The organism is Companilactobacillus sp. FL22-1 (assembly GCF_043951805.1).
Classification (GTDB): Bacteria; Bacillota; Bacilli; order Lactobacillales; family Lactobacillaceae; genus Companilactobacillus.
This window is the reverse complement of the sequence record NZ_JBINJY010000007.1, coordinates 90,004-102,788: the sequence shown is the minus strand read 5'-3', so window position 1 is coordinate 102,788 and position 12,785 is coordinate 90,004. Positions and strand designations below refer to the sequence as shown.

9 protein-coding genes, 1 other RNA gene and 2 pseudogenes are annotated in these 12,785 nt (G+C 37.6%); 8 read left to right on the top strand and 4 right to left on the bottom strand.

Annotated elements, in window-relative coordinates; translation table 11 throughout:
- Positions 1 to 14 precede the first annotated feature (14 nt).
- From ACG72T_RS07320 to nth, 4 genes and pseudogenes are all read left to right on the top strand, one after another.
- Positions 15 to 2,825, top strand: coding sequence for a helicase C-terminal domain-containing protein (locus ACG72T_RS07320; RefSeq protein ID WP_395265527.1), 2,811 nt, complete (start codon positions 15 to 17; stop codon positions 2,823 to 2,825).
- Between the two features lie 47 nt (positions 2,826 to 2,872).
- Positions 2,873 to 3,352 (top strand): DUF5590 domain-containing protein, encoded by a 480-nt coding sequence (locus ACG72T_RS07315; RefSeq protein ID WP_395265526.1) that lies wholly within the window; start codon positions 2,873 to 2,875, stop codon positions 3,350 to 3,352.
- Between the two features lie 66 nt (positions 3,353 to 3,418).
- Positions 3,419 to 4,042, top strand: coding sequence for a DnaD domain protein (locus ACG72T_RS07310; RefSeq protein WP_395265525.1), 624 nt, complete (start codon positions 3,419 to 3,421; stop codon positions 4,040 to 4,042).
- Positions 4,042 to 4,689, top strand: a pseudogene (gene nth, locus ACG72T_RS07305) (endonuclease III domain-containing protein). Before ACG72T_RS07310 ends, nth begins: the two are co-directional and overlap by 1 nt.
- Positions 4,690 to 4,768: 79 nt before the next feature.
- Here the strand turns inward: nth and ACG72T_RS07300 are convergent.
- Together ACG72T_RS07300 and recU are read right to left on the bottom strand one after the other, a co-directional pair.
- Entirely contained in the window at positions 4,769 to 7,195 is a 2,427-nt protein-coding gene (locus ACG72T_RS07300) for a PBP1A family penicillin-binding protein (protein WP_395265524.1), read from the bottom strand.
- Positions 7,195 to 7,827 carry a Holliday junction resolvase RecU gene (gene recU / locus ACG72T_RS07295; RefSeq protein ID WP_395265523.1) on the bottom strand — a complete coding sequence of 211 codons (633 nt, stop codon included), beginning with the start codon at positions 7,825 to 7,827 and terminating at the stop codon, positions 7,195 to 7,197. Before recU ends, ACG72T_RS07300 begins: the two co-directional genes overlap by 1 nt.
- A 67-nt stretch (positions 7,828 to 7,894) precedes the next feature.
- On the opposite strand from recU, the gene ACG72T_RS07290 reads away from it, so the two are divergent.
- From ACG72T_RS07290 to ACG72T_RS07275, 4 genes and pseudogenes are all read left to right on the top strand, one after another.
- Positions 7,895 to 8,446, top strand: a complete 552-nt coding sequence (locus ACG72T_RS07290; RefSeq protein WP_395265522.1) for a DUF1273 domain-containing protein — start codon at positions 7,895 to 7,897, stop codon at positions 8,444 to 8,446.
- Positions 8,447 to 8,511: 65 nt separating this feature from the next.
- Positions 8,512 to 8,892, top strand: a pseudogene (gene gpsB, locus ACG72T_RS07285) (cell division regulator GpsB); the annotation flags it as partial.
- Positions 8,893 to 9,183: 291 nt separating this feature from the next.
- Positions 9,184 to 9,542: RNase P RNA component class B (gene rnpB, locus ACG72T_RS07280), an RNA gene on the top strand.
- A gap of 79 nt (positions 9,543 to 9,621) precedes the next feature.
- Complete coding sequence (locus ACG72T_RS07275) at positions 9,622 to 10,740, top strand: class I SAM-dependent RNA methyltransferase (protein WP_395265521.1); 1,119 nt, start codon at positions 9,622 to 9,624, stop codon at positions 10,738 to 10,740.
- On the opposite strand, the gene ACG72T_RS07270 is transcribed toward ACG72T_RS07275, so the two are convergent.
- The gene (locus ACG72T_RS07270; RefSeq protein ID WP_395265520.1) at positions 10,737 to 11,681 is read right to left on the bottom strand and encodes a magnesium transporter CorA family protein; all 945 of its coding nucleotides are present in this window, start codon (positions 11,679 to 11,681) and stop codon (positions 10,737 to 10,739) included. The genes ACG72T_RS07275 and ACG72T_RS07270 overlap by 4 nt on opposite strands.
- 89 nt (positions 11,682 to 11,770) lie before the next feature.
- Positions 11,771 to 12,784, bottom strand: a complete 1,014-nt coding sequence (locus ACG72T_RS07265) for a lipoate--protein ligase (RefSeq protein ID WP_395265519.1) — start codon at positions 12,782 to 12,784, stop codon at positions 11,771 to 11,773.
- Position 12,785: the final 1 nt, after the last annotated feature.

Below are 12,785 nucleotides of genomic sequence, written 5' to 3'. Positions count from 1 at the left end.
GAGAGGTGAATGATTTGAAAAATACTTACGCTGTTGTTGATCTTGAAACGACCAATTCTAATTGGCATGACAACGGGCGTATAATTCAATTCGGCTGTGCTCTTATCGAAAATGGTGAAATTACGCACATATATGATCAGAAGATCAATCCCAAAGTGCCAATTCCTGGCAGAATCACGGCACTAACAGGATTAAGTGACGAAGATGTCAAGGATTCACCTACATTTGAAGAAGTTGCACCTGATATTTTTAAACTATTAAAAAATCGAGTTTTTATCGCTCATAATGTGAATTTTGATTTAACTTTTTTAAACCGTGAATTAAAACGAATCGGAATGAATCAATTAAATGTCAAAGCGATTGATACGGTTGAATTATCGCAAATACTTTTTCCAACTATCAGCAGCTATAAATTGCAAGATTTAACGAATTATTTGAGTATCGTGCATAAGAATCCGCACAGTGCTAATAGTGATGCTCATGTGACGGCAGAATTATTTCTCATTATTTTAAAACGAATTCAACAGTTACCACTAGTAACCTTAAGATCATTAGCTAAATTCGGTAAAAATACGATTCGGGAAACTAATTTGGTCTTTAAAACCATTTTGGAAGAACGTGAACAATCATCTCGGACCGAAGTTTTACCCGCTTTCTTGTTTGAGAAGAATGGCTTGATCTTACGAAAAAAAGATTATCACGTCACTGAACAAATCGACCATTCGACTAAATATCCAGCCACACGTGAAGCCAAAAAAGCCATGCTTGACGGTGTTTTGGATTATCGGGTCAATCAATCTAAGTTAATGGATAACATTTTCAAAACTAGTCAGCATCGTGACAAAACTAAAAAGTGGAATTTGATTGAAGCACCAACGGGTGCAGGGAAGACTTTGGGCTATTTATTACCCATGTCTTATTTGATTAACAACGATCAAAAACTGGTCATCGCTACGACAACTAAAGTTTTACAACAACAGATCGTTGAACAGTCGATTCCTTTACTGAATCAAGTTACCAATAGCAATTATCATGCGGAGATCGTCAAAAGCAGCTACAACTTTATCGACCTTGACCGTTTTTATGAGGCCTTAGACAATTATCGCTTGCATAGCCATACAGCCATCTTGAAAATGAAAATTATCGTTTGGCTGACCATGACTACTACTGGCGATTTAAGTGAACTGCACTTGACGAATTATAATATTCCGCTTTTTAGTATCATTCGTCATCGTGGTGAAGCCAAAGAGAATACGGCCTTTAGTAATGACGATTTTTGGCTCTATCAACAAAATCGTTATTTTGAAGCCAAAATCTTAGTCACCAATCAGGCTTTCTTGTCGCGACACTTAGACAGTCCTTATTGGGGTGGTAATTCATACTTAGTTATCGATGAAGCCAATCATTTTGCAGGCAGTCTGCGTGATGCAAGTTCACCAACGATCGACTTTTTGCAATTGAATGAATATGTCAAAAAAATCAGTGATATTCTTTATCAAAATCGGGTCACACTGCGCTATGCTTTTACCGAGGTCACGACGCAACTGTGGAATTATCAAGACTTACAAGATATGGAAACTCATTTTCAAGCCGTCGATGAATTGATGGAACGCTTGGAATACAACATTTTTGGTAATTATATCCGCAATAAGGTCAGTTTTAAGGATCGTGAGAACTTTGTCTCAATCTTGGACAGTAGTAATAATTTTGGGAAAGATAATCAGGCCTTGACGGAGTTGTTGTCGGATCTGATCGTTGAATTATCACTGATCTCTAATCGGGTTGAAACTTTATTCGACCAATATAATTTTCAAAAGAATTTCATTTCAGTCGAGTTGTCAAAAGTTATCTCTAACTTGACGATCGAGAATAGTAAGTTGATCGTGGTCTTGAAAAATCTCGATGAACTTCTCCAAGCAATGCAAAGCGAGAAAGATAAGTTTGGCATTCAATTAGAAATGCGCGATTACTATGATCCTAAAACCTTAAAAATCAGTTGGCGCCAATATGACATTCGTAACTTGATCGATCAAACGACTGACAAGTTCAGTCAGATCTTTGCGATTGGGGCGGCTATTACGATTCAAAAGGATTTCTCACATTTCATTTTGGACACGCAGCTGAATCAGAATCAGATCAATCAGATGGTCATTTTGCCAGACAATAACAGCATTTCGAAGAACAGTAAAATCTACTTACCAAGCGATTTATTAGACATTCAGAGTCTTTCTAGCGATGAGTACTTTGAGATGGTTACCAAGTATATCGTCGATGTCTTGGACCATTTAGATCATCAAACGATGATCCTCTTCAATTCTCTGAATACTCTGAGCAAAGTCTATGAACGCTTAATGGAAACTGACGTTAAGGAAAAATGGGAAATTCTGGCACAAGGTGTAACGGGATCGAATGAAAAGATCAAGAAACGCTTTGCCATCGGACAGAGATCAGTTTTGCTCGGAGCTAATTCTTTTTGGGAGGGCGTCGACTTTCCCAAAAAAGTTTTGGAGATTCTCATTGTGACGCGAATTCCTTTCGAATCGCCAGAACAACCCGATGTGAAGATCAAGCAAGATATTTTGAAACAACAGGATATGAATGTCTTTAAAGTTGACTCTTTACCAAATGCTATCTTACAATTACGCCAAGGATTGGGTCGTTTGATACGGACACCGAACGACCGAGGCGTCATCATACTGTTAGATAACCGCATTTTGACGAAGAGTTACGGCAAAACAATTTTAGACTCATTACCGAAAGGTTTACCAGTAGTCAATGAAAATATGGATTTAATTAAAAAAGATATAAATGAATTTTTGAATTAGACAAATTATTGCTATACTATTTTTGTTAATTAGAAAAAGGACGTATTATGAATAGAAGCACAAAAATTTTATTGACTATCTCGCTGATTGCACTTGCAGTCGTTTCGGTATTAACTTATATCAATCTCTCGTTTGCACCATATTCGAGTGCTAAGTCTCAGGCTAATCAAATCGCTAAGGACCGAGCAGGCATTGTTACGCCGGATTATTTTGGCAACTATACGCGTGATAAACAGTATTACTCTGTTGGTGGTTTAACTAAAAATCAAAAATATCGCTACATAATTATCAATGCTAAGTCTGGTAAAACAGAAATCATCAATAAGAATAATGCTCCGGTTCGTCAAACCGTGATGGACGAAGTAATTTCCAAATATAATGCCAAAAAGATCCTCCATGTTAATTTAGGGTTATATAAAAATAAACCTACTTGGGAAGTAGCGTTTGAGAATAAGAATGGCAGCATCGGTTATAATCTAATCGATTTTCGAACTGGTCAGAGTAAACAGATTATCAATAATATTTAAAACATAAAAAAAGTCGGGACAATTTGGTTTCTCGGGCTTTTTTTATTCAGCGGAGTAAAATATAAAATGAACGATGAATTATTTAATGACTTTGTTGACAGTGGTTCAACGACTATCAACAATTTAATTCTCAAAAATTATCACAAATTAGGCATGACAGAACAGGATCTAATAGTTTATTTGGCCTTGTCCATGTATGCTCAAAAGGGTAACACATTTCCGATGGCAGCTGATTTAGCTGTCGATACAGGACTTGATGAGACGACGATCTACGCCATCATTCAAGGGATGATCAAACTAGGAATCATTGAACTTAAAACCGTAATGGATCATCACCAGCAGCGTGACCTCTATTCATTAACACCAATCTATCATCGAATCAAGAATTTATTAGCTCAAGAACAGCAATCGAATCAAAAGGATAAATTGATGTCTGAAACTGAAGAATTATTCAAACAGATTGAAGTTGAGTTTGGGCGGCCTCTGTCTCCAATTGAGCAAGAACAGATTCATCAGTGGATCGACGACGACCATTACAGTATCGACTTAATTAGTTTGTCGCTACGAGAGGCAGTTTTGAATCAAGCTTATTCATTGAAATATATGGATCGAATTTTGATCAGTTGGGAAAAGAGCAACATTAAATATGCAGAACAACTGCAAGAACGGCGAAAGAAGTTGGGTTATTAATGTTAAAAGATGAACAAATTGTTTGGGCAATTCATCAAATGGAAGAGGATATTGGACCAGTCGGGCCATCACTTGATTCCCGCACACCATTTCAGTATTTGGTTTCGGTAATTTTAAGTGCTCAAGCAACTGATGTTTCGGTGAATAAAGTTACTCCAGTCTTATTTGCCAAATATTCTGAACCAAAGGACCTGATGAAGGCTGATATTGCGGATGTGGAACAAATTATTAAGAGTGTTGGGCTCTTTCACAACAAGGCCAAAAACATCATTAAAACTGCCGCAGTCGTCCACACAGAGCTTAATGACGTCGTCCCAGAAACTAGAAGCGGCATCATGGCACTTCCTGGAGCGGGTCGAAAGACAGCTAATGTCGTGTTGAGTGACGTGTTTAATCAGCCAACATTTGCCGTGGATACACACGTTTCAGCTATTTCAAAGCGTCTGCATTTTGTCGACCAGAAGGCTAGTCCTTTGGAAGTTGAAAAAAAGATCGTTTCGGTCATGGAACCACAAGAATTGCATTGAGCTCATCATACGATGATTGAATATGGCCGTAAGTATTCTATGAAACTTGATCCTGCTAAAGAAACTAATCAATTGATTATTGAGTGTGACCGACTGAACACCGAAAATGAAGCCAATTAAGTTTTGAATGCATTCAAATAGCCCTTGATTCCGAAGAATCAAGGGCTATTTTGTCGCTATTAATTACAGATAAATCAACTTATTGATTAGAATCGGTCGCACTATTCGTGCTTGCACCATTAGTTGATGAACCACCATTGCTGGACGTTCCACCATCGGTCGAACCACTAGAGTTGCCATCAGAGGAACCACCACCAGTTGTACCGCCGGTATTGCCACCAGTTGAACCGTTGTTATTACCAGTAGTCCCACCAGTATTGGAATCGGTATTACCAGTATTAGTGTTGCCAGAACTGTTGGAATTATCAGTTGAATTATTCGTTGTATTTTGATTATCTGAACCAGTACCAGTTTCAGTATTGCCATCAGAATTAGTTGTACTATTCTCATCCGTTGAAGACTCTGAAGTACTGCTTGAAGGACGGTTTGTTGTCACTTCATTGCTGCTTGAGCCCGTGGCGCTACTTGTACTGTAGTCGGAATCTTTGTAAGGATTATTTGGTGCATGACCCTTAACAAATAATTCTTTAGTGTAACTAGATGAACTTGAACTAGGGGAGGCGACTACTGGTGTAGTTGATCCAGAGTTCTTGATCATCATTGAAACAACCGAGCTAGGTTTCTTCCAGTTAGGGTTGCTGTTAGTTTGGCTAGCTAAGTAACTCATTTCCGCCTTGTAAATCTTGCCGGCAATCGATTGTTCGCTTGAAGAAATACCACTCTCGTTTGGAGAATCATAACCTGTCCAGACACTCATTGAATAGTTCTTGGTATAACCGTTATACCAAGAATCCATTGCAGTTCCACTTAGAGCAGGATTTGAGGCGATTGCCTCGCTGGAATAATTAGTTGTACCCGTCTTACCAGCCTGATGTAAGCCAGAGATGTTAGCGTAAGTTGCATAGGTTGCCGGAACACCTTTCAAGACATCGGTGATCATATAAGCAGTCGAATCTTTCATGGCTTGAGTACCAGACTTATCGTAGTTATGAACGATTCCATCAGCGGTCTCGATCTTAGAAACATAGTATGGCTTGTAGTACGTTCCACCGTTAGAGAAGGCCGCATAAGCACTAGCACCTTGAAGTGAAGATACTTTACTACCGATACCTGCTGATAGTCCTTCGTCACTTCCAATCGTGATACCAAGTTTCTTGGCAAAACTCTTAGCGCGAGTAAAACCAACTGTTGAAAGAGTTCTGATTGCAGGCACGTTTCGTGAATTGACTAGAGCTTTTCTTAAACTCATTTGTCCTTCGTACTGTTCATCCCAATCCTTCAATTGGATATCGGTTCCGGGATAAGTATATTCCGTATCTTCCAATTGATGGTAAGTTGACCAATTGAGATATTCGATTGCTGGAGCGTAGTCTAAGATAGGTTTCATAGTTGAACCATTGCTACGGCCAGTTTGAACAGCCCGATTAAGACCAAATTGAATATCACCCAAGTTACGCCCACCAATCATGGCAACAACTTTACCATTGTTAGGGTTAACGATAGTTGCTCCAACTTGCATTTTAGAATCAGGGAACTGGACGTAATTAGAAGTATTCACGATGTTATAAAGACGTCTTTGAGCATCGTAATCCATATTGACAGTAATTTTTAGATTATCTCGATATGGATCAAAGCCTTTTTTCTTAACTTCCGTTATAGCTTCTTTAATATATGGATCAGAAACAATTCGTTTTTCATTATTACTATTTGAGACTTTCTTGTATGGTTGTAAGCCAGAGCTGATTGGCGTGTTAATAGCTGCATCAGCTTGAGCCTTAGTGATTTTGTTGTTTTCGTACATCGCCCGAATAACTAGATCCCGACGTTGTTTTGATTCGGTAGGGTGGGTGTAAGGATCGTAGTTACTAGGAGCATTAGGTAAACCAGCAAGCATTGCCATTTCCGGCAAAGTAAGCTGTTTTAAGGTTTTTCCATAGTAATACTTTGCACCGGTCTCCATACCATAAATACCATTATTCAAATAGACCTTGTTCATGTAAAATTCGAGAATCTGTTGTTTAGAGAATTTTTGACTGACCCTCATGGCCAGCCAAGCTTCTTGCATTTTACGTTTAAATGTTTGATCTTTCGTGTCTGTGGAGAAGACAGTCAACTTGATCAATTGTTGCGTCAAGGTACTTCCACCTTGTAAAGTACCCGTAGTAGCATTGTTAAAAGCCGATTTTGCGATTCTAACCGGATCGATACCAAATGGCTCGTTGTAGAAGTTCTTATCCTCAATAGAAACTACTGCATCTTGCATCTGCTGTGGAACTTTATCAATCGTCACATAATTTCTTTTATTGTCTCCGAGTGAAGCGATGGTCTTACCAGTCGAATCAACAATCGTCGACGAACCGCCACTTTGAAGATTTTCTTGACTGACGGCTGGAGCACTAAAAGCATAATATATGAAGATAAACAAAAATATTCCGACTAAAACGGCTAATATGGAAGCAAGCCACTTTAAGATATTTTTGAAGGTAAAGATATTTTTATTATTCATTATTTCTCCTTCCCACTTTCTATTAGCTGCTGTACGGCATCAATATAGGGTAAAGTAGGATCGTAATTAGCCTTAATTTCAATTGAACTATTTACGATATCGTTTAATTGAATTGATTTGGCCCCCTCATGTTTTTGCGCATCCCAATGTTCAAATAGATCATCAGCTGGCATTACAAAATAGCGTTTTAAGGTCACATACTTTATAATGACAAAACAGATGCCACCTTGTTTTTGGCACAAGCGAAGATGATCGATTTGATGTTGATGAAAATTCTTCAATGGAAATGTATTTTTATTCTTAGTTTCCTTAGCCTCGAAATCGACGTAATGACCACGAAAAACACCATTATAGTCCGTTGTCGAAGCTTGTCTAAAGTAAGCTTCTTTGATAACTGCTCGACTACGTTTAGGATAATCGACCTTTACGATCTGAATAGGTGTTGGTTTTTTGTAGATCACTGCAATTTCATGAGCTCGATAGTACTTATTACTTTCATTAATTTCTTCCTCAAGAGTCATTCCACGATCGCCAAAAATCATTTTTTTCTTAGCGGTGGTATCGGTAGATGCCTTATTGGAGAGATTCGATGGACGGTTAAAAATTTGACCATCGGGGTAGTTTATTTTCAAAATATCAACTCCTACTGAGCAAATTATACCATGATGGTAAAGAGAATCATTATTAGGGAGGTTCTTTATGATTAAAAATTTATGGATCACTGGTTACCGATCTTATGAACTAGGTATTTTTAAAGATAATGACCCAAAAGCAAAAGTTATTCAAGACTTTTTTGAACAACGTATTCTCAGTTATGCCGAAGACGGCCTAGAATGGGTGATTACTGGTGCGCAAATGGGGACTGAACAAATTGTTGGGAAAGCTGTACAACAAGTTAAGAAAAAAGATTATAATATAAAACATGCAGTAATGCTACCATTTGCTAAATTTGGCAGCCAATGGAATGAGAACAATCAGCTATTGTTAAATGTTTTTTTAAGAAATGCGGACTATGTTAATAAAATTTCTAATATGAGTTACTATAATCCTAGGCAATTAAAAGTATGGCAGGAGTTTATGTTAGAACATACCGATGGGGCGCTGATCTTCTACGATCCTGATAGTGGTGGCAAACCTAAGTATGATTATGAGGCTATCAAAAACTACCAAGCTCGGGGTATTGATTACCAATTAGAACTCATTGATTTTGATTCTATGCAAGACTTTGCTAATATGTTGTATGATAGCTAAGAGAAGCAAGAATTTGACAATAATTAACACTGGGGTGTTTAAAAATGAACAACATGAATAATTCAATGAACCAACAGCCACAAGCAAGTAATGGAAATGGTAATGATTTTTCAATCAATTATCAACCAAACGACATTTTACAAAAAGAATTCAAGACTAAAATGCGTGGTTATGATCCAACGGAAGTTGATCAATTCCTTGATGGCATCATTAAAGATTACGAAACATTTATCAATGAAATCGACCAATTAAAGAGCGAAAATGAAAGTTTGATGAACAATCGTGGCAACGGTGCGATGAATAATCGTCCAAATTTTCAACAAGCCAGACCAAATAATCATATGAGACCGGCTCAGCCTAAGCCAGCAACTAGTGCTACAGCTGAAGCCTCAAAGAATTATGATATTTTGAAACGTTTATCAAATCTTGAGAAGCGTGTCTTTGGTCATGATTTTGCTAATGGTGTTCCAGAAGATAATGATGCTAAACAATTTGCTTCTGCTGCAGTGCCAAATAATATGGCTAATCACAATGGCTTCGAAAGTGGTCACACTGAAATCAATCCAGGTATGAACCAAAACAACCTGAATAATGGTTTCCAAAATCAAAATTCAAATAATTTCCAAGCAAATCGTCCTATGAACAATGGATCAAATCCATCTCAAAATAATTTTAATGGAAATTTTAATAATTCTAACAATTCTAACCAATTTTAGTGTATACTATTTAAGTCGGTAAATTACGAGTAATCGCGGTCTAGTTATCTAGGCTGAGGAAGGTCCACGCCCGCGCGAGCTGCGATGCTGGCAGTGTTTGTGCTTGGCCTAATAAGCCAAGGTACCTTTTAAGGTAACGGCAGCGAAAGCACTAAGGTCTTTGACTATGTGTGAATAGCTTGAAAGTGCCACAGAGACGTATTATTGCGAGAAATTGCAATAGTGGAACGAGGTAAACCCCGCAAGCGGGCAACCCAAACTTTGGTAGGGGCGCTTCACAACGAGAATTGAATCTACTGTGAAGACTTAATTGTAGATAGATGATTACTAACTGTATTAGGGCGCCATCCTAATACATGAACAGAACGTGGCCTATAGGAGTTTATCGAGGCAAAAGGGACGACTTGTTCGTCCTTTTTTTATACAAAAATTTAAAAAAATAAAAAATAGAGGAACAATATGAAATTAATTGCGACGATGTCGAGTGGCTTTGAGTCTGTAACAGCTAAAGAATTACAAGATTTAGGATATAAAACTAAAACTGAGAACGGTAAAGTTTATTTTGAAGGCGAATATGAAGATATTGCCAGAACTAACTTGTGGCTCCGCAGTGCTGATCGAGTTAAAATCTTGATCGACAGCTTTAAAGCAACGACTTTCGAAGAGCTATTTGACAAAGTTTATGCAATTGATTGGGATAATTGGTTACCTCTAAATGCAGCTTTTCCAATTAAAGCCCGGACGGTTAAATCACAACTTCATTCGGAACGTGATATTCAAGCCATCACCAAAAAAGCCATCGTCAATAAGATGGCCGATGTTTTCATGCGTCGAGGACGTTTACCTGAAACAGGGGCTAAATTTCAGATTGAAACCCGTATTCATAAAGATCTAGTTGAAGTTACTTTAGATACAACTGGCGAATCATTATACAAACGTGGTTACCGAATCGAACACGGTGCTGCTCCTTTGAAAGAAAACTTCGCTGCCGCCATGATTTTATTAACTGTCTGGCATCCCGCAGAAGATCCTTTCATGGACCCAACAACCGGTTCCGGTACAATTGCAATTGAGGCTGCTCGTTTGGCTAAGAATATTGCCCCCGGCATCCAACGTCATTTCTTGTTTGAAGACTTCGATTGGTTCGATAATAAGATCCTCGACAATCTCAAAGAAGAGGCTCAAGCAGGTGTAAAAGATATCGACTTAGATATTTTTGCTAGTGATATCGATGGCTCAATGATCGATGTGGCAAAATTGAATGCCCATGATGCCGGAGTTTTGCACGACATTCAATTTAAGCAAATTGCCGTTAAAGATTTGAAAATTGAAGGCGAGTTTGGAACGATCATAACTAATCCGCCATACGGCCAAAGAATGAGCGATATGGAAAATGTCCGTAGACTATACAAAGAAATGGGAGAAGTCTTTGCGACCGCTCCCACATGGAATAAGTATATTTTGACTAGTGATACTGAATTTGAAACTTATTATGGTCAAAAAGCAACCAAGAAGCGTAAGCTTTACAACGGTTCTTTAAGAACTGACCTTTATCAATACTGGGCTAACAAGCATTAAAGGCTATCCCGGCGATGCAAGTCCCAAAGAATTACTAAAATAATAACAACCGTGATGATTAATGAAAAGACCCAAGACCAACCTTGGTCAGCAATTGGCAATTTCATATTCATACCGTAAAAACCAGATACGATCGTGGGAATACTGAGAACAATTGTGTAAATTGTCAGTACTTTCATGGTCGTATTTGTTCTATTATTCAAAATATTGTTGTAAGTGTTAGAAATACGATCAATTATATCAGCAGAAAGGTCGACTTCGTTTTTGATCTGTTCAATTTCAACCAAGGAATCATGTAAATGTTCCCGTGTGGTTTGGCTAAAAGATAACGATTGAGAATTGCCCGTGGCAGTCATTTGTAACTGCTTGATGACGGTTAGATTACCATTGATCGCCGTACTCAAATAAGTCGTTAAATCTTCTAAGTCAGCCAATTCTAGGATCTGATTCTCTGATGAATGGTGTTTCTTGATCAAAGCTTGAATATGATTTCTTTGACCGTCAGTTTCGCTGATTTTATCGCTATAGTCACTAGAAATTTGATCCAAGGTGTTAAAAATAAACTCCCATATTTCCTTTTGCGTTCCCTCACTGAGACGGTACTTGGCATTTACCAAATAATCCTTAATGTAGTGGGTGGCATCATTGGTAAACAAAAACAATTGTTGTTCTTTGATGGCAAAAGAAATTGGTAATACCCTTTGTGACAGATCCTCGGTCTGTTCATTTTCGTTTTGAACGTTATAAACGATCAAAAAGGTATTAGTCAATTCATCGTATTCAAATCGAGCGCGTTCATTATCATCATCTGCGTAATCTAAAATTTCGTTATTTAAGTTGTACTTTTCAATTAAAATACTTCGATCATCATCTGATAAACTGTCTTCGGAATGAATGTCGATCAATTGTATTTTGGAATTTAATACTAATTCATTAATCATTTTTTTCTCCTCAATAACAATAATCATAGCAAAAAAAATAAAGAAACGAGAATATATTTCTCATTTCTTTATTTTTTTGCTAACAATGATTAAGGAGTAAAGAGTTTACCTAAATCTTCCTTAGGAATGCCTTTGAAATAATCATCTAAATCGAATTGATCGAGAACTTTCAAGATTTCGTCACGGTCGAATTTAACATTCAGCAATTTGTCTTTAATATCGGTCACATCTTTCATACCAAAGAAATCACCGTAAATTTCTACATGTTCGATTTTACCGTTTTCAACATTATATCTGACATCGACAGTTCCCATATCGAAGTGTTTTCTCTGTTTGGCCGTAAATGCTGGAGATTTGCCATAAACCCAATCCCAATTGTAATAATATTGTTCCTTGATCTTGTCAATTTCCTTTTGATCAGCTGGTGTCACAATATATTCACGGTCTTTAATTTCAGCTAAATCATTAGCATGGAATAATTCCAACAATAGACGGTCACGGAATTGTTCAGTAGTTAAGTTTTGGTACTCAGGAGCTAAGTAAGGGCGCAAATTAGTTACACGACTGCGAATTGATTTGATTCCTTTAGAAGCAATCTTATCTTTTTGGACGTGTAAAGCTTTAGTTAAAACGTCTAAGTCAACATCCAGTGATAGAGTACCATGAGAGAATGTTTTACCATTTCTAGAGTACATGGCATTGCCAGAGAATTTTTTACCATCAACTAATAAGTCATTTCGACCAGAAACTTCAGCAGTTGTGGCTCCCATTTCATGCAAAGCATTAATGATAGGTTGTGTAAATGATTTGAAATCACCGAAGTTCTTATCATCTGAGTCCACCACAAAACTAAAGCATAGATTGCCAAGATCTTGGTAGACGGCACCGCCACCAGAGATCCGCCGAGTAACAGTGATATTGTGTTCCTTAATATAATCACTATTTATTTCTTCCATCGTGTTTTGGTTACGGCCAACGATGATACAAGGTTTCTCAATATAAAATAGCACTAATGGTTCGTCGAATTTTACATTATTCATCAAATATTGTTCTGTAGCCAAATTATCACGAATATCACGATCTTTCATCACAACGTAGTACATA

Coding starts and splice junctions, on each gene's coding strand:
- ACG72T_RS07270 (WP_395265520.1), bottom strand. CDS start 11,681: ATGATTAATGAATTAGTATTAAATTCCAAAATACAATTGATCGACATT.
- ACG72T_RS07275 (WP_395265521.1), top strand. CDS start 9,622: ATGAAATTAATTGCGACGATGTCGAGTGGCTTTGAGTCTGTAACAGCT.
- ACG72T_RS07300 (WP_395265524.1), bottom strand. CDS start 7,195: ATGAATAATAAAAATATCTTTACCTTCAAAAATATCTTAAAGTGGCTT.
- ACG72T_RS07310 (WP_395265525.1), top strand. CDS start 3,419: ATGAACGATGAATTATTTAATGACTTTGTTGACAGTGGTTCAACGACT.
- ACG72T_RS07315 (WP_395265526.1), top strand. CDS start 2,873: ATGAATAGAAGCACAAAAATTTTATTGACTATCTCGCTGATTGCACTT.
- ACG72T_RS07265 (WP_395265519.1), bottom strand. CDS start 12,784: ATGTACTACGTTGTGATGAAAGATCGTGATATTCGTGATAATTTGGCT.
- ACG72T_RS07290 (WP_395265522.1), top strand. CDS start 7,895: ATGATTAAAAATTTATGGATCACTGGTTACCGATCTTATGAACTAGGT.